The following is an 18,244-nucleotide window of genomic DNA, read 5'->3' as shown; positions in this document are numbered from 1 at the left end:
GTAGCTTTAAATGATTAATGCGGCGCTAATGCCACGTCTTTCTGCGTGACACTGACACCTTTAATTTGTGCGAATACACTATCACCTGCCTTTAAGTCGAGATCATCAAGCGCCCAAGGTGTTATCGTTGCCCACAAATAACATCCCTCATCTAGCTTTAGCGATACATTAATACTCTGTTTATCATCAGCCGCGTTAAACACCTCGATTGAATCGACAGTCGCAGGCAGGATATTTCGAATAGAAGTCGCCTTAGGTTGCTCTAGCGTAATAGAAACGTCGTTGGCACGCACTTGTAAGCGAATTGGCGTCTCTGGCTCACCATCAATCTTTTGCACCCATAGTGATGCATTAGGTGCAAGGCTGACACAAGTCAGCGCATAGCGCTCATGATGCTCAGCAATTCGGCCTTCAAATAAGCTGCTTTGATCCGAGAAAGACTGCCATGGACGCATCGCATGAGAAGCCCACACGTCTTCAAGCTTACCTGAACTCGTAATTCTACCTTGATCGATAATAGCGAGGTGTTGAGCGAGCCTTAAGATCTCCTGCAGGCTATGCGTGACATAGATAATCGGAATATTAACCTTATCCGACAATTCCTCCAGAAATGGCATCACCTCACGTTTTCTCGGCATATCAAGCGACGCAAGTGGTTCATCCATCAAAAGCAAGTTGGGTTTTGATAGTAATGCGCGCGCAATCGCAACACGTTGCTTTTCACCACCAGACAGTGAGATCGGGAAGCGCTTTAGTAACGGTTTGATAGACAAGAGTTCGGTGACTGCATCAAAGTACTCGTCATCTTTTTCTTTAACGCCATACAACAAGTTGCCTTGAACCGAATAGTGAGGAAATAAACGCGAGTCCTGAAACACGTAACCAATGCCGCGCTTGTGTGTTGGTAAGTTGATCCCCATTTCACTATCAAACAAAACGTGATCACCAATCGCAACATGTCCCTGCTTTGGTGCAACTAATCCGCTGATGATATTAATTAACGTGGTTTTTCCCGCACCAGATCGCCCAAACAAAGCGCTAATTCCGTTACAAGGTAACTCAAGTTTAATATCGAAATCAGTATCACCAAGCATTTGTTTAAATTGAACTTTAATCGTCATTACTTCGCACCCAATCGACTTGCCGCTTTGCGATTTAGCCATTCAGAGATCATTAATGTAGACAAAGCTAGCGCGACAGAAATGATACATAGGCGAGCCGCCTGCATTTCCGCACCTGGCGTTTCAATAAAGTTGTACATTGCCAGTGGAATCGTTTGGGTCTCTCCCGGAATGTTAGAGACGAAACTGATAGTCGCCCCGAATTCACCAAGACTACGAGCAAAGGACAGCATCGTCCCAGTAATAATTCCGGGAATGGTCAGTGGTAACGTAATGGTGAGAAAAACTTTTAAAGGAGAAGCGCCTAACGTTGAAGCGGCATGTTCCAGTTTTGGGTCGACGTTCTCTAAACTTAACCGCACAGACCGAACCATCAAAGGCAAGGCCACCACAATACAAGCGACTACTGCTCCTTTCCAATTAAAGCTAAAGACTAGCCCTACATGTTCATAAAGCCACTTGCCAAGAAACCCTTGCCGCCCTAGAGAAACCAACAACAAATAGCCGATAACCACTGGCGGCAATACCAGTGGTAAATGAATTAAGCTATCTAGAATCGATTTACCGAAGAACGTTTTTCGAGAAAGTAGCCAAGCAAGAAAAACGCCGAGAGGAATGAGCCAAAGTACTGCGTACGCGCCCACTTTGAGGCTTAACATTAAGGCTTGGTATTCCAGTTCTGTCACGCTTCGTTCCTATAATTGAAAGCCGGTTTATTGCTGAAAGCCATATTGAGCAAAAACGCGTGCGGCTTCGTCCGATTTTAGGTACTGGAAGAACTGCTCGGACTCAGTAGAATCATTCACAACTGCAGCCGGATAAACAATAGCCGCATGCGTATCACTCGAAAATTCACCGACAATTTTGACTTTGTCGGTTAACTGCGCATCGGTTTTGTAGACCACGCCTAAAGGTGCTTCTCCACGTTCAACCAACGCCAAAGCTAGGCGCACATTCTTTGCTGGTGCGATTTGAGTTTGAATCTCTTTCCATACACCCAGTGTAGTCAGTGATTCTTTCGCATACATACCAGCAGGCACTGACGTCGGATTGCCTAACGCAAGGCGATTTCCATACAATGCCTTTTCCCATGCTGTTGCATCAGAGAAGTTAAATGAGGTTAATTCTGAAGACTGAGGAGCAATCAACACTAAGCTATTGCGCACTAAGCTTGTGACATTGTCACGAGAAATAACGTCTTTATCGACCAAATAATCCATCCATTTAGTATTCGCAGAAATGAATATATCCGCTGGTGCGCCGTTGATAATTTGCCGAGCGATAGAAGAAGAACCACCATAAACGGGAGTGATAGAAACGTCATACTTTTCTTCAAAGTTTTGTGCGATTTCGTCGATCGCATTCGTCATCGAAGACGCCGCATACACTTTGAGGTTCGTAGCTGCGTTAGCTGAAAATGAAATGCTTAATATTGCCGCGAGGCAAGCATGCGTTTTCCATGCTTTCATAGAGAAACTCCAATACAAGGCAAGCGAAAGAACTGGTTATTTGGGTATAAAGTTCAATCAGTTAATGTGCTATTTAAACAAAAAATCAAGGTTCATATGTTGTTCTATCGCATCTGCAATACGATTAATTCCTTGCTCCTTTAACTCTTCAAAGTCTTGTTGTTTGATTTGAGTGCCGTTTACCCATTCTGACACCAGGCTTAAGACATCTGCCTCATCAAAGAACCCGTGAAGGTAGGTTCCCATGATTTGGCCACACTTGCTGATAGCCCCCTCTGCTTCACCGGTACTCAATGTAAGAGGTTGAACGCCCTGCACTTCACTTTGTCCTACGTGGATTTCATAACCCTTTACATTGGCTGTTTTGCCATTAAGAGAAAGCTGCGCTTGTGTATTTGTAAGCTGTTTGCTGTTAGTTAGCGTCGTGGTGATGTCTAGTAAGCCAAGCCCTTCGCTTTGACCCGGCTGGCCTTCGACGCCATTTGGGTCATCAATCAAGTTTCCAAGCATCTGGTAGCCACCGCAGATACCAATCACTTTTCCACCAAGACGAATATGACGTAAGATATCTTTATCCCACCCTTGGCTTCTTAGATACTCTAAGTCGTCTCTAACTGATTTGGTCCCAGGCAAAATAACAAGGTCGGCTTTATCTATTTTCTCGCCTTTGCCTACATAACGTAGATTGATGTCGGGATTCAATCGCAACACATCAAAATCAGTATGATTACTAATCCGGGTTAAAACAGGCACAACGACATTCAGTTTTACCTCAGAGTGCAACTCTTGCTGCGCGGTGATCGCGTCTTCTGCTTCTAAATTCAAACCATGAAGAAAAGGAAGCACGCCGAGTACAGGTTTGCCTGTTTTTTCTTCTAGCCATTCGAGGCCCGATTGCAATAAACGAATATCACCTCGAAAACGGTTGATAACAAATCCTTTTACTCGCGCTTGTTCAGATCCAGAAAGTAACGCGAGTGTTCCGTACAAATGTGCAAACACACCACCACGATCAATATCAGCAACAATGATCACCGGAACATCAGCGGCCTCCGCAAAACCCATGTTCGCGATATCGCCTTCACGTAAATTGATTTCAGCAGGACTCCCTGCACCCTCGATCATGATCGAATCAAATTCTTGAGTCAGACGAGAGAAGGAATCTAACACCGTATCCATCGCAACTTTCTTGTAATCATGAAAGCCAGCCGCATCCATATTTGAAAGCGCCTTGCCCTGCAAAATGATCTGAGCACCTGTATCACTGTTAGGTTTAATTAAAACCGGGTTCATATGTACGGTTGGCTCAATATTACACGCCTGTGCCTGAACTGCCTGAGCTCGACCTATTTCACCGCCATCTTTGGTTACCGCACTATTTAGTGCCATGTTTTGTGGCTTAAATGGGGCAACGTTTATCCCTTTTCTCGCTAATACACGGCATAAACCTGCCACAAGGACACTTTTTCCGGCATCCGAAGTGGTGCCTTGAACCATTAAAGATGGGATCGCTGATTTCATGAACATTTGTAAGGAATAGAGGAAGATGAACAATCATAACGTCATCGTCCCCACTTACTCAAGCAAATGAATAGAATATGAATGTTGAAATCATCATTGGTTCAAACAAGCTCTGTTTTAATGAACCCATCAAAACAAACCGATGAGGATGTAACATGAAAAAGAATACAATTATCGCAACAATCGCCGCCTTAGTTATTGCTCCTTCTATCGCATTCGCGAAAGATCACGCTAAAAACCAATCAAACTTGCAGTTTAATGGTCCTGTCACTGTGGAAAAATTGGACGCCTTGCTAAACGACTCCAATATGTTTACTGAAAAAGATGTAGTCGTTGAAGGTAACTTATTACGTCAAGTTCGTGCGGATAAGTTTGTCTTTAGCGACGGTTCCGGTGAAGTGATGGTGGAATTCGATGACGATATTCAGCTAAACACTCCGATTGATCACACGACTAAAGTCCGTCTGTTTGGTGAATTTGAAGGCGGAAATAAGCCAGAAATTGAAGTCGAGCAACTGGTGATCATGTAAAACAACCCCCGATTGCTTTGGATATCAGCATGATGTGGTAACCATTACAGCTAAATGGTGACGGCAAGCACTTAAAATGATAGCTTTATCAATCTTGGTCTGCTTTTTGCAGACCATTTTTTTGTTCATTTTAATCATCTTGCCCGGAGACACCATGCTAGGTAAAGCTCTAAAGGTTGCAGCCTTTGGTTTGTGCGCTGTTTTGCCACTTTCCGCACATGCAAATAATTTCAACTACAACACGATGGAATTTCGCATGGGCACTAGCCCTGGTACATTTGGTGGCGAGTTCAATACCTACTTTACGGAAAACACCCACTTCATTGCTCGCGCAGACAGTGAATTCAGCGGAGACTGGGACATTGCTGGTGGTATTGGCTTTAACGGCCCAGCAGGCCAATTTGCAGATATTTATGGCCAAATGTTGGTACACAACATTAAAGAAAACGGCAGTGATAAAGTGGGTGACGAGTGGCGCACTGAGGTGAATATTGGTACTCGTATTTGGTTCATGCAAAATGTTGAGCTACATGCCCGTATCGGTCAAATAATGGATAACGACGATTCCAATACCGTTTATAATTTTGGCGCAAGATTCCACTCTACTCAGCAACTATCACTTGGCGCGGATTTCAAAAATAATGGTGTCTATGGCCAACAAATTGTGATGTCTGCTCGTTTTGCATTTTAATTAAGTAACTAAGCAGTTGCATTAATAAGTGTGTGATTCAATAAAAATGGCCTCCGGTTTCGGAGGCCATTTTTGTTAAGTACCGATTGTTAGCAGGAACTAGTAACAAGGCTTTAATTTTTGCCGGATTTTTTAGGTTTATCTTGGACATACTTTTTCGATACATCCACAACGGCGATATCTCTAAAGAAGCTTCGACCAAGTAAAATTGGAAACTTCATATGCCCGCGTTCAGCTAACGTAAACTCTGTCTTTTCTTTGTGGTCACCGACGGTAATATACGCTTTTACTACCGCTCGTTTATCCACCTCTTCTGACGATGACTGCTTGATTTTAGCCCAGCGCTCTACAGGTACTTTAAACTCTTTAGTTTCTTTATCGCCCAAGTCGATCTTAAACTGAACCCAATCTTTACCATCACGCTCAAACGGAACAATGTCTGTCGCGCTAATTGATGATGTTGTCGCCCCTGTATCAACCCTAGCTTTGAAGGTTTGATCAATTTCAGGAACGTAAACCCACTCTTCAGAGCCAAGAATCAACATGCCGTCTGGTGTCTTTGTCACTTTGGCTGGTTTTGTCGGTTTTGGCTCTGGCTTTTTCTCAGGTTTTACTTCAGGCTTAGGCTCAACCTCAGGCGTTGGATCAACCTCTGGTTTCACTTCTGGCTCTACTTTGACAGGTTCTTCGACCTTCGGCGACTCAGGCTCAGCAGGTTCCGGCGTCGTTTGAGTTGACGTACAAGCAATTAAACTGCCGCTCATCATAAGCGGCAGAATCAGTTTCCAGTTTTTCATCCACACTCCAATTAAGCTTGAGATACTTTCTTAATTGCGTCCGCTACGTATGGAATATGAGTTTCGGTAAGTCCAGCGATGTTAATTCGACCATCGCCAACACCATAAATGCCATAATCTTCACGCAGTTGCGCCATTTGGTTTTCACTAAAGCCTAGCACAGTAAACATGCCTTTGTGACCCTCAATGAAGTCAAATTGATCGGTATTATGGTTGTTTCTCAATTCGTTACACAAACTTTGACGAAGACTAACCAAACGATGTTGCATTTCACTCAACTCTTGCTTCCAAACGGAAGTCAGGTTGTCATCTTGAAGAATCGTCTTAACCAAAGCCGCTCCATGATCGGGTGGCATCGTGTAAGTAGAACGCGCTAACGTAAGTAGCTTGCCTTTTGCGTTGGCCACGTCTTGCATGTTCTTACCAACGACAATCGCCGCACCTGTGCGCTCGCGATATAGGCCAAAGTTCTTCGAACATGACGTCGTTATTAACATCTCTTCAACGTTATCTGCCATGAAGCGAAGCCCTTTTGCGTCTTCCTCTAAGCCATCACCAAAGCCTTGGTAGGCAATATCAACAAATGGGGTGAAACCGTTCTTCTGTGACAATTCCGTAATGGCTTGCCAAGCAGAAAAATCGATATCTGCGCCTGTTGGGTTATGACAACAACCATGCAGCAATACAACATCGGAAGGTCCTGCTTTCGCAAGATCATCCATCATTTTTGCAGTGTCTACTTGTTTCGTTTCTGGAGAAAAGTAATGGTAGAACTTAACTTTAAGACCTGCCGCTTCCATCACTGGTTTATGGTTTACGTAGCTAGGGTTTGAAATCCAAACCGTCGTATCTGGCTGTGCGACCTTCATTAGGTCACCTAACATACGCAGCGCACCACTTGCACCTGGCGTTTGAATGGCAGCAACACGATCCATTGCTGACGTTCCCGTCAGTAGCAAATCGATCATGCTTTTATTAAATTCTTCGCAACCCGCAAGACCAACGTACGATTTGGTTTTTTGAGTTTCAACAACGACATCCTGCGCCATTTGAATGGCTTTCATGATCGGCGTTTCGCCTGCGCTGTTCTTATAGACGCCAATACCAAGGTCAACCTTGTTTGGACGGTCATCGTTACGGTATGCAACGGATAGAGATAAAATAGGATCTAATACGGGAGTTGGGAGATTAGAAAACATGAAAGTCATAACCCTTTGAAATTCAAGTACCGAACCTCACGTTAACACCATCGCAAAAAATGGCGAAATGATTTTTCACTTATTTCATCAATTAGAGAACAAAATTCTGGGTTACGATAAGTTTTGTGCGCTCTATCGGTTATAAAAAGAACGATTCACTCCTCAATATACCAATCCACTCTTCCATTTTTCCTAAATTCTCTTGGCGTCATGCTCGACCACGCTTTAAAACGTGTACTAAAGTTGGCACTAGTTGGATATCCGACTATCTCTCCAATATGTTGAATCGGCCATTCTGTTGAACGAAGTAGCCTAGCAGCGTATTCCATGCGCATACGTGTTAAATGTGCCATCGGGCTTCGACCAAACTGCTTTTGAGTCAGACGGTGCAAATGTGGCTCCGAACATGGATATAAAGCTGCCACTTGCTCGACACTCCAATCCTTATGCAGCTGACGCTGGACAAGATCGAATACGCGCCGAAGCCTCAATTGGCTGCGTGATATCGACTCTGAGGGCGGCATGTTTAACATCAGCTCTAACTGAGCCACGCTATGTGCACCAACCGCACCACCATAATCAATAGGAAGATTAATACTGCGTAACAACGTTTGGATACACGCATACATCACCTCAGGTGCAGATGTGAGCTGGTAACTAATATTACTCTCTATCATTGGCCATGCTCTATCAGGAGTAAGAAAAAGCCATGCGATCTGCCAGGGTTCCTCTTCCATACCAAAACCGTTTTCAACACCTGCAGGCACCGTGATCAACGAGCCAGGCTCCAAATCATATCGACACGCCCCACTTTCTAACCAACCTTTACCGCGCACGGTGTAAAGCAGCATGTGTTTTTTTTGGTTTTTACGATAAACAGAGAAGAAGTCACGACAGGTTGCAATTCCGCACTGCACAATGCCTCTCTCCTCCAATGCCAGTACTCGACTGTGATCAATAAACTCTTGATAGGTTTTTTCTGAAATCGCGTAGCGTTCTTGTTTATCTTCCATGATTTATTGGCTCACATATACACTAGTGGAGAGTTTTACAAAGGTTTTGGATGCCTTTGAAAAATACACCGCCAAATCATAGGGATAAACTACTCGCATTAATCTTTAAGGAGAAATGCGATGCTCTTAACACGCGAATACATCGATAAAGCATTTTGGCAAAAGCTGATTGCGATTGGCCTTCCTGTTTCACTTCAATCCATGCTTTTTGCGTTACTCGGCGTCGTGGATATTTTCATGGTGAGCCAACTCGGCGAATCCGCAACGGCTGCAGTCGGTGTCGGAAATCGCATTTTTTTCTTTAACCTTGCAGTCATTTTCGGTCTTTGCGGTGCAGTAACGGTGCTGGCTTCTCAATATTACGGCTCAGGGAACCTGGCAGGAATCCGCAGAACATTGGCGCAATCTTGGTTTATTTCCATTTTAGTGACGCTGCCGTTTATTGTTCTTTATGCGATTTTTGATAAAGAGATCGTCTCTTTCATGTCAGACGATCCCGAATACGTCACTTATGCACGTGATTATCTTGTGGTTACGGGCTTTAGTCTCATTGCAACGGCGATAGTGGTACCTATTGAAGCGGTATTGCGCTCCTTAGGCCAAACCAAACTGGCAACCAACGTTAGTATCTCCGCGATTGTCGTGAACGTCGTGCTTAATTATGTTTTGATTTTCGGTTTATTCGGCTTCCCTCAATGGGGCGTATTTGGTGCAGCCGTTGGCAGCTTTGTTTCTCGATTTTTCCAAACGGCAGTGTTGATTTACTTTTTCTGTAAACGCTATGCGTACCTGATTCCGACCAAATTCGATTGGGCGCAAGGCCGTTTAAAGCAGTATCGTCAAAAATACTTTAAGGTTTCTCTACCCATGTTGGTCCACGATGCGCTCTGGACTGGTGGACTGATCGTTTACAGCATCATCTATGGTCAATTGGGCGTTTCAGAACTTGCGATCATCTCATTCTTGTCGCCAATTGAAGGTGTACTGATTTCAACCTTTATGGGATTTGCGGTCGCTGCATCCGTCCTTCTTGGGAATGATATTGGCGCAAAACATTATGATCGGGTCGAGAAAACGGCGTGGTGGTATGTGTTAACCAGCGCAATCTTAGCCACCTTACTGTTTTTCCTAGTGTGGTTGAGCTCGCCTTTGATTCATCATCTATTGGTACTTAGCCCATTAACCGATGCAGAAATGGCACTCAACGTATGCTTAGTCATGGCGCTGGGTATGATTTTGAGAGTGTTTAACATGGTAGGGATTGGCGGCGTACTAAAGAGTGGTGCGGATATTCGCTACAGCATTTTTATTGATACGTTCGGTCAGTGGGCTATTGGCATTCCCCTTACCTATTACACTGGTATGGTACTCGGGTTGCCTTTGCATTTTGTCTTGATGTCTCTGCTAGCTGAAGAATTTGTGAAAGGCGTACTGACGACTTATCGTATCCAATCTAAACGTTGGATAAACAATATGGTCGAAGATGACCAAACGGTGACAGCGTAACTGTAAATGCACTGACGAACTCACACCAAAAGGGCTCACCCGTTATGCACGCGTGAGCCCTTTTTATGTTTGGAGAATACTTGGTTAGATGTCTGTAAAGCGATGAATGATTTGGTTTGAACTACCACGCCATTCGAGATTGAGGTCTTTCTTGTCTTGTTCAAACTTACCATCAATCAAAACATCGATGTATTGCACCACTTCTCTTTGCGCGTCATCCAGTTCAGCCAGCGTGTAGCCTGTCCAAACCCAGATGTCTTTACCGGGACACTCTTCTCTCACCCTTTTCACGATCTTTAAAATATGAGGTACATTAGCAGGATGAAGCGGATCTCCGCCCGACAACGACAAACCGCGACGTTTAATGCGCGTGTCATTCAAGTCATTGATGATCTTATCTTCCGCTTCTTGCGTGAACAACACACCCGAATCCAAGCGTTGCGTCGACTTGTTGTAACAGCCACGACACTGATGTACGCACCCCGACACAAACAATGTGCAGCGCGTACCCGGTCCGTTAACAACGTCAATTGGATAATATTGGTGGTAGTTCATAATGCGTCTCTTTGTTATCGCGAAAAAGAAAATCAACCTAAAGCAGGTTGATTTTCAAAGTGTTGAATCGAGTGGTAATTAACCTTATAGGTGTTTCACTCGACGTTTAACTTCTTCTTGTTTGCCGAAGTTAAACGGACGTGCGTCTGGGCTGCCCAAGTAGCCACATACGCGACGTGTCACCGATACTTTGGTTGAATCGTGGTTGCCACAACTCGGGCAAGTAAAGCCTTTGCTTGTACATTCAAACTCGCCGGTGTAACCACATTCGTAACACTCATCAATCGGAGTGTTGGTTCCGTAGTAAGGAACGCGGGTGTAACTGTAGTCCCACACGTTTTCTAGCGCTTCTACGTTACGTTGCATGTTCGGGAATTCACCGTAACAGATGAAGCCACCGCTTGAGATTTCTGGGTAAGGCATCTCGAAGTCGATCTTGTCGTAAGGGTTAACCTTCTTCTCAACATCCAAGTGGAAGCTGTTGGTGTAGTAACCTTTGTCTGTTACGCCTTCAATCAAACCAAACTCTTTGGTGTCGATGCGGCAGAAACGACTACATAGGTTTTCACTTGGTGTTGCGTACAAGCTAAAGCCATAGCCAGTTTCGTCAGCCCATTGATTCACCGCATCTTTTAGATGTTTGATGATCGCGACCGCTTTTTCACGCAATACGGCATCATCGTAAACGTGCGCTTCAGTACCAAACAACGCGTTGATAGTTTCATGCACGCCAATGTAGCCTAGAGAAATTGATGCACGGCCGTTTTTGAAGATTTCTGCAATCGAATCGTCTGCTTTCAAGCGCACACCACATGCACCTTCCATATATAGAATTGGTGCAACGCGCGCTTTTACGTTCTCTAGACGAGAAATACGTGTTTCTAGTGCTTTACGAGCAAGACGTAGACGATCATCAAGCAGTTCATAGAACTTCGCTTCGCTGCCTTTTGCGCGAAGCGCGATACGTGGCAAGTTCAAGCTAACTACACCAAGGTTGTTACGACCTTCATGGATAAGTTCGCCATTCTCTTCGTAAGTACCTAGGAAGCTACGACAACCCATCGGTGTTTTGAATGAACCCGTTACTTCCACGACTTTGTCGTAGTTAAGAATGTCTGGGTACATACGTTTTGAAGCACACTCAAGTGCAAGCTTCTTAATGTCGTAGTTTGGATCTTCTGATTTGTGGTTTAAGCCATCTTTGATGCCGAATACAAGTTTAGGGAATACCGCTGTTTTACGGTTCTTACCTAGACCTGCAATACGGTTTTTCAAAATCGATTGCTGAATAAGACGAGACGCCCAGCTTGTACCAAGACCAAAACCAAATGTAACGAATGGCGTTTGACCATTTGCCGTGTGCAGTGTGTTTACTTCGTACTCTAGCGATTGGAATGCGTCGTAACACTCTTTCTCAGTGCGCGCTTTAGCGAACTCTTCTGGCTCGGCAATGTTCCACTCTTTCGCGATCTCTAGATGTTTCTCGTAGCTTGTCATAACGTACGGAGCAAGCACTTCGTCGATACGGTTGATTGTCGTACCGCCATAAATATGGCTAGCTACTTGAGCAATAATTTGCGCCGTTACGGCAGTCGCAGTTGAAATCGATTTAGGCGTGTCGATTTCTGCATTACCCATTTTGAAGCCGTGCGTTAGCATGCCTTTCAAATCGATAAGCATACAGTTAAACATCGGGAAGAAAGGCGCGTAATCCAGATCGTGGTAGTGAATGTCACCCACTTCGTGTGCTTGAACCACATCACGAGGCAGGATGTGCGTTTTCGCGTAGTGCTTCGCCACGATACCCGCTAAAAGGTCACGCTGAGTTGGGATAACTTTGCCGTCTTTATTCGCGTTTTCGTTGATCAAATCAAGGTTACTTTCTTCAATCAAGCCTTCGATTTCACGAGTTAGTGCACTTTGCTTTTCACGCGCGATGTCGCGGTCATGGCGATATTCAATGTAAGAACGTGCTAGGGCTTTGTAAGGACCTTGCATGAGCTCATTCTCGACTAAGTCTTGAATCTCATGGATGTGAACTTCATCGTGATCTTTTAGCTGTAACTCGACAGCAAGAGCGACATTAAGAGCATAAATGGCGACATCTTTATCTTTGTTTTCCGCTGCCGCTTCAACTGCTGCTTGGATACGATCCCTGTTGAACGGAGCTCTTGAGCCGTCACGCTTGATTACGATTGGTTTCACTTTCTTCTCCTTACCCCAGCATACTCACAGAGTTATCCACAAACACACTATATGGGGTTATTTTTTATTCTGCTAACACAATATATTGTGGCGTATTTAACGAAAAGCACCACTTGAAAACATTGATTTTGATCAATAAAGATCGGCTAGCGGACAAGAACAAATCGATCTTATTGGTACTGATCTCAGTTGCGAAGAAAACCGTGAAAATTGCAAAATTGGAACTAAATCTACTTGCTTTTTTGGGATGTCTTATAGAATAAAGGTTGGAAAGGAATACGCTAAAAACCAGGAGTGAAACAAGCCAATATGCGATCACTATTTGTTACTGCCTTATTAATTTTTAGTTCAACGTCACTTGCTCAAAACTCCATCAACTTAACCAGTTGGAATATAGAATGGCTGTCTATAAATGGAGGTAAGGTTTCGAGAACCAGTGACGATTTCGTCAAACTCAACCAATATGTGGATAAAACTCAAGCCGACATCATCGCCTTTCAGGAGGTCGACTCCAAAGCCGCAGTTCAAAAAGCTGTAGGCGATGGCTACGCGATTTATCTCTCTGATCGAGCTCAATCAAACAATAAGCACCTTCAGTTTTCTGATACCAATCAGTACACTGGTTTTGCTGTGCGCAAAGACATTGAAGTGTCTGACCCAGCAGACTTCTCAATCACGCGTGGTAATAGCAAGTTGCGCTTTGCCAGTTACATCGTCGTTAACCCAAGCCAAAAGGACGAGCTTCACCTGCTCTCTGTGCATCTAAAAGCAGGATGCAGCGGAGCGTACAAAAACAGTCGTGATTGCCAGACACTGAGTCAACAAGGAGAAGCACTTGCGAAATGGATGAGCGAGAGAGAAAAGAAAAAAGAGCAGTACGCTGTAATGGGCGATTTCAATCACAACTTGTCGTATCAACGTGATTGGTTGTGGGCGATCATGACGCTCGGTAACGATGCACAATTGGTAACGCGAGATACCCAAGCCGATTGCAAGGTTCGCTCAAATAAGAACCCAAGCAAAACACACCAATTCCGCTCTTTGATTGATCACATTATTGTGAGCCCGCAAATAAAAGCGAAAAACGCGCATCAAACGCTGTTCAGCTCACAAGATGTTTTGGATTACAAACTGAGTGACCATTGCCCTATAAACGCAACGGTAACGCTTAACTAAACGAACAAAATAGCCCAGCATGTTGCTGGGCTATTTTATGTTGTTTGCTAGATAGACGTTTAACTAGTTAACAAGAGAAACCGTTCTATCAAAGCGCTCTTGGATTCAGCAGCACTACGTCACCTTGCTTCAACCCCGTTCGCACTCTCCCCAACTCTCCAAGCTGAATAAGCCGAGTTTCTACCTCACCGCTGTCTTGCACCACTTTTACGTAGTCCAATTGGCCAACTTGGTAAACCGCCTCTTTTGGCACGCGAAGTACAACATCGTCGGTCAAGGTCAACGCGACTTTGGCGTATGTACCTGGATAGATAGCCGTTGGCGGCTCGAATTGAAGCTTTACGGTATAACTACGCGAGTTGGCATCTGCCGACGGCGTCACTTCTTTTACTGCCGCTTGCGCGTTGAGGTTGTAAGACGGAAAAACAACGTCCACTTCTTTATCGTAAGTCACATAAGGCATGACAGACTCAGCAAAGTTCACCTCTATTTCCAACGAGTTTGGATTGTACATTGATAAAAGCAAAGCCCCCGGCGTCGCGGTATCACCTTTGTTGATGGGCTTTTGCGTGATCAAACCATCAAACGGTGCAGTAATGATGCTGTAGCCAAAGGTCGTTTCCGCCTCAGAGACCGCCGCTTGCGCTTTATTGAAGTTGGCTTGTGCGGTTTGCAACGCACTTTCCGCTTGGTCAAATTGCGATTGAGGGATCAGTTTTTTGTTTAAAAGCGCTCTGACACGAGAAAACTCCTTTCTCGCCGCATTGAGCTGCGCTTGTGCAGAGGATAAAGCCTGCTCACTTTGACGAACTCGGGCGTCGAGATCATCGCTTTCTAGCCGCGCCAACACGTCTCCTTGCTTCACTCTATCGCCAACCTTCACCAATACCTCCATCACCGATGCCGTTAACCGTGCCGCGATATCGGCGTGCTGCTCTGCAACGACGACGCCCGGAAACTCTCGAACAACCGATTCGCTGGTTAACATCAGTTGATGTGTCTCTGCGTTATTTACATCAACCTGGTTGGTTTTCGCGTCATGTTCTGTCGGCAACTTTTCGGTAAAAAATCCAGCCATATAGAGAAAAAGAAGCACGAGTATGGCAAACAGAATCACGCCTAACCATTTGGTATCTAATTTCATTGCTCTTCCTCCATCTGAGGTAATCCATGTCCTTTGGTGTTTTGGTATGCAAGGTTGTAAACCACCGGAACCACAAGCAGCGTAAAGATGGTTGAGGCGGCAATACCGAATATGATTGCCCAAGCCAAACCGTTAAAAATTGGGTCTAACGTAATCACGACGTTACCCAGTAACGTTGTACCCGCGGTCAGCAATATTGGCCGCATACGAACAACACCAGATTCAATCAACGCATCATGTAGGCTACGACCTTCAGCCAACGATTGCTGAACAAATTCAATCAAAACGAGAGAGTTACGCACCACAATCCCTGCTAGCGCAATCATGCCGATCATCGCGGTCGCCGTGAACAGAGCCGGGTTCGGGTAATTACCGATATCACTGCTTAACACATTCAAAATCCAGAACCCCGGCATAATCCCAATCACGGTCAGAGGTATCGCCAGCATGATGATGCCCGATACCGCAGGTAAACCAGTTTGAATCAACATCACCACAAATACGCCAAGCAGCGCAGCGCCATAAGCAATGCCTAAATCTCGGAATACGTCTACTGTGATTTTCCATTCCCCCTCGCCACTCCAAACCACCTCGATGTTGTCTGGCACGCTCCAAGTGACACCAGCGCCATTGCTCAAGTACGTGCGATCTTGCCAGTGACGATGCGCCTCTTCCTCGTGAATTGTATCTTGGTCAGCCATCACATCGGCAATCACTTCACCCGGAACACGTCCAACTACCTCGCCGTAGACATACACAACAGGCTTGAGGTTTTTGTGGAAAATCGGTTTGTCCGCTGCGCGTTTTACAAAATGGCCAAGTTCAGACAACTGCACGATAGGCTGAGGAGCATCCACAACCGCCCCATTGGATTCTACTTTTGCAATGCCCGGACGGCCTCGCACATAAAGCTGCTCTAGTTGATTCAGGTTATCTCTGTCTTCGCGTCGGAGCTGCACTTCGATAGGTAGTGGATCAACTTCTCTCGGATCGGCGATATAACCGAGCACTTTAGCGTTCGCGGCGGTAATAAGCGTGTTATTGATATCAGCAACAGAAACACCGGACAGTGCCGCTTTGTCTTGATCAACGATGAATTGCCACGTTTCTAAATCACCTTGGATGCTGGTATCCACCTCAGAAACCAACTGTTCTTTGCGAAGCCTATCCGCGACTTTTTCTGCTTGGCTCATCAGATCTTCATAAGACGTCGCTTCGTCACCGTAAACTTCTGCTGTAATGGTGGCGATTACAGGCGGGCCTGGCGGCACTTCGACTAGCTGCACGTCAGCGTCAAACTTATCTGCAATCTGCTCTAAATCCGCCCTGAGTCGTGTCACCAACTCGTGTGATTGCATTGCGCGGCGATTCTTCTCTGCAAGAACGACTCGAAGCTCGCCTTGGTATGGTTCGCTACGCATAAAGTAGTGGCGCACCATGCCGTTGAAATCCATTGGGGAAGCGGTGCCTGCAAAGCCCGACACACTTGTCACTTCCGGCACCGTCATTAAATAGTCCGTAAAGCTCGACAGCGCGTTGGAGGTATCCACAAAGCTTGAAGACTCTGGCATGTTTAATACCAATTGGAACTCATTTTTATTGTCATAAGGCAGCAACTTGAGTGGAACTAAGCGAAGTGCTGGCAACAATGCTGCCAAGACGAACAACAAGGCAACCAAACCAAGGAAAAGCCATGCTTTATTGCGACTTTCAAGTAGCGGAATCAACACACCACGATACAAACGATACATCGGCGAAGATTGGATGTCATAGTGGCCGTTTTCCTCAGCACCTTTGAGTAGCTTCTTGGCAAGCCAAGGCGTGATCATAAACGCGACAACGGTACTAAAGATAACGCTGATCGGAACGTTGAACGCCAGTGGCGCCATGTAAGGCCCCATCATCCCAGTGATAAAAAACATCGGCGTAAACACGATCACGATTGCGACCGTCGACATTAACAAGGCGCTACGAATTTCTGCCATGGCGAGAACAATCGCATTGGTTCGTGTTAGATTTTTGCGTTTGAGGTAGCGTTCAATGTTGTCGATACTGGCGATCGGATCGTCCACGATCAAACCTAGCGCCAAAATCAACGCAAAGAGTGTGACTCGGTTGATGGAATAGCCAAATGCCAAGTCCATCCCGAGCGCGGCACCATAGCTAATCGGAATCGCGATACCAACCACCAATGCGCTTCGCCAGTTCAAGAACAAACCGACAAACACCACGACAGTTAGAATCGAAATACCAAGGCTTGATACCAAGTTGTTTACTTTCGCATTCGCCGTTTCGCCATAATCACGAATGACTGCAACTTGCACTTGTGGAGGAAATTGCTCGGATTGAAGCGCCGCCAGTTTATCCCGAACAGACTGAGCGACGTTAACCGCGTTCGAGCCTTTTTGTTTAGCGACAGAAATGAACACCGCTGGGTATGCTTCATCGTGGTTTTTATCGCGATACCAAGTATCGGATGTTGCCTCACCTTCACCGTCGTAAATACGCGCGACATCTTTCAAATAAACGGGTTTACCATTGAGCACCGCGATAACAAGATCGCCAACCTCTTCGGCGTTAGTCAGAAACCGTCCCGATTCCAATGTGTAATTTTGCCCGTTTACGCGAACGTTCTTGCCTTGAGTTTTACTATTACTGAGCTGAATGGCTTGTTCGAGGTCATCGATGGTTACTTTGAAGTTTGCCATCGCAACAGAATCAAGCTCTATCTGGATTTTTCTCGGCTCACCGCCAATCACTTCCACCTTGTTGGTGGCATCCAATGATTTAATGCCTAACGTGGCTTGGTCTGCAATACGTCTCAACTGATGGCGATCGAGAATGTCTGGATCGGTGGAATAAATTGCGGCAACAACAATGGCTACATCATCGATTTCAACAGGCTTTACAAGCCAGTTAGTGACAGAAGGAGGAACTTTGTCTTGATTGGAATAGAGTTTGTTGTAAAGCTTAACCAGAGCATCTTCGCGGTTTTCGCCGACATAGAAACGAACGATGACTTGCGCAGCACCTTCCATGGACGAGGAATAAACATATTCCACACCGTCAATTTGGCTAACAAGCTTTTCTAATGGTTCAGTGATTTGATTTTCGACTTGAGAAGCGCTGAGTCCGGGAGCCGAAACCAATACATCTGCCATCGGCACAACGATTTGCGGGTCTTCCTCTTTCGGGGTCAACCACAAGGCCGCAGCACCGACCACAAGCGCGAGTAAGATCATGATCGGAGGGAAAAAGCTGTTCATCACAGATTGAACAAAACTTCGCTTTAGTTTGTCGGGCATCCTTTCCCCTCC

15 protein-coding genes are annotated in these 18,244 nt (G+C 45.4%); 4 read left to right on the top strand and 11 right to left on the bottom strand.

All coding sequences use genetic code 11. From position 1 onward, the window contains the following. Positions 1-14: 14 nt before the first annotated feature. The 4 genes from modC to NL644_RS04410 all read right to left on the bottom strand — a co-directional run bounded on the left by modC (position 15) and on the right by NL644_RS04410 (position 4,111). Positions 15-1,121: a molybdenum ABC transporter ATP-binding protein ModC gene (modC, locus tag NL644_RS04425; protein WP_253658303.1), complete on the bottom strand. Its 1,107-nt coding sequence runs from the start codon at positions 1,119-1,121 to the stop codon at positions 15-17. Then, positions 1,121-1,807: a molybdate ABC transporter permease subunit gene (gene modB, locus NL644_RS04420; protein ID WP_012842264.1), complete on the bottom strand. Its 687-nt coding sequence runs from the start codon at positions 1,805-1,807 to the stop codon at positions 1,121-1,123. The genes modC and modB overlap by 1 nt, the downstream gene beginning before the upstream one ends. Before the next feature lie 27 nt (positions 1,808-1,834). Then, the gene (gene modA / locus NL644_RS04415) at positions 1,835-2,590 is read right to left on the bottom strand and encodes a molybdate ABC transporter substrate-binding protein (protein WP_114323751.1); all 756 of its coding nucleotides are present in this window, start codon (positions 2,588-2,590) and stop codon (positions 1,835-1,837) included. A 69-nt stretch (positions 2,591-2,659) separates the two neighbouring features. Next, a complete protein-coding gene (locus NL644_RS04410) occupies positions 2,660-4,111 on the bottom strand; it encodes a cobyric acid synthase (protein WP_253658069.1) in 1,452 nt (483 codons plus the stop codon). A 155-nt stretch (positions 4,112-4,266) separates the two neighbouring features. Here NL644_RS04410 and NL644_RS04405 point away from each other — a divergent pair, with 155 nt between their 5' ends. Both NL644_RS04405 and NL644_RS04400 read left to right on the top strand, forming a co-directional pair. Further along, positions 4,267-4,641: a YgiW/YdeI family stress tolerance OB fold protein gene (locus tag NL644_RS04405; protein ID WP_005394506.1), complete on the top strand. Its 375-nt coding sequence runs from the start codon at positions 4,267-4,269 to the stop codon at positions 4,639-4,641. 154 nt (positions 4,642-4,795) lie between these two features. Next, on the top strand, positions 4,796-5,332 hold the full coding sequence (locus tag NL644_RS04400) for a hypothetical protein (RefSeq protein WP_005394515.1): 537 nt from the start codon (positions 4,796-4,798) through the stop codon (positions 5,330-5,332). A gap of 113 nt (positions 5,333-5,445) precedes the next feature. On the opposite strand, the gene NL644_RS04395 is transcribed toward NL644_RS04400, so the two are convergent. From NL644_RS04395 to NL644_RS04385, 3 genes are all read right to left on the bottom strand, one after another. Further along, a complete protein-coding gene (locus NL644_RS04395) occupies positions 5,446-6,129 on the bottom strand; it encodes an ATP-dependent zinc protease (RefSeq protein ID WP_005394517.1) in 684 nt (227 codons plus the stop codon). 11 nt (positions 6,130-6,140) lie between these two features. Beyond that, a complete protein-coding gene (locus tag NL644_RS04390) occupies positions 6,141-7,328 on the bottom strand; it encodes an amino acid aminotransferase (protein ID WP_048625063.1) in 1,188 nt (395 codons plus the stop codon). A gap of 155 nt (positions 7,329-7,483) precedes the next feature. After that, a complete protein-coding gene (locus tag NL644_RS04385; protein ID WP_053808398.1) occupies positions 7,484-8,341 on the bottom strand; it encodes an AraC family transcriptional regulator in 858 nt (285 codons plus the stop codon). A gap of 120 nt (positions 8,342-8,461) precedes the next feature. On the opposite strand from NL644_RS04385, the gene NL644_RS04380 reads away from it, so the two are divergent. After that, the gene (locus NL644_RS04380) at positions 8,462-9,847 is read left to right on the top strand and encodes an MATE family efflux transporter (protein WP_253658068.1); all 1,386 of its coding nucleotides are present in this window, start codon (positions 8,462-8,464) and stop codon (positions 9,845-9,847) included. 84 nt (positions 9,848-9,931) lie between these two features. Here NL644_RS04380 and nrdG read toward each other — a convergent pair whose 3' ends face one another. Both nrdG and nrdD read right to left on the bottom strand, forming a co-directional pair. After that, positions 9,932-10,402, bottom strand: a complete 471-nt coding sequence (gene nrdG, locus NL644_RS04375) for an anaerobic ribonucleoside-triphosphate reductase-activating protein (RefSeq protein WP_114323752.1) — start codon at positions 10,400-10,402, stop codon at positions 9,932-9,934. An 84-nt stretch (positions 10,403-10,486) separates the two neighbouring features. Then, a complete protein-coding gene (gene nrdD, locus NL644_RS04370; protein WP_253658067.1) occupies positions 10,487-12,607 on the bottom strand; it encodes an anaerobic ribonucleoside-triphosphate reductase in 2,121 nt (706 codons plus the stop codon). A gap of 309 nt (positions 12,608-12,916) precedes the next feature. On the opposite strand from nrdD, the gene NL644_RS04365 reads away from it, so the two are divergent. Then, positions 12,917-13,783: an endonuclease/exonuclease/phosphatase family protein gene (locus NL644_RS04365; RefSeq protein WP_031855655.1), complete on the top strand. Its 867-nt coding sequence runs from the start codon at positions 12,917-12,919 to the stop codon at positions 13,781-13,783. 88 nt (positions 13,784-13,871) lie between these two features. Here the strand turns inward: NL644_RS04365 and NL644_RS04360 are convergent, their stop codons facing one another. Then, a complete protein-coding gene (locus NL644_RS04360) occupies positions 13,872-14,927 on the bottom strand; it encodes an efflux RND transporter periplasmic adaptor subunit (RefSeq protein ID WP_114323755.1) in 1,056 nt (351 codons plus the stop codon). Continuing rightward, positions 14,924-18,232: an efflux RND transporter permease subunit gene (locus NL644_RS04355; protein WP_253658066.1), complete on the bottom strand. Its 3,309-nt coding sequence runs from the start codon at positions 18,230-18,232 to the stop codon at positions 14,924-14,926. Before NL644_RS04355 ends, NL644_RS04360 begins: the two co-directional genes overlap by 4 nt. Positions 18,233-18,244 lie beyond the last annotated feature (12 nt).

Source organism: Vibrio sp. Y10_XG_PY6, assembly GCF_024181795.1.
Classification (GTDB): domain Bacteria; phylum Pseudomonadota; class Gammaproteobacteria; order Enterobacterales; family Vibrionaceae; genus Vibrio; species Vibrio diabolicus.
The sequence above is the reverse complement of the archived record's forward strand: the minus strand, read 5'-3'. Positions and strand labels throughout refer to the sequence as shown.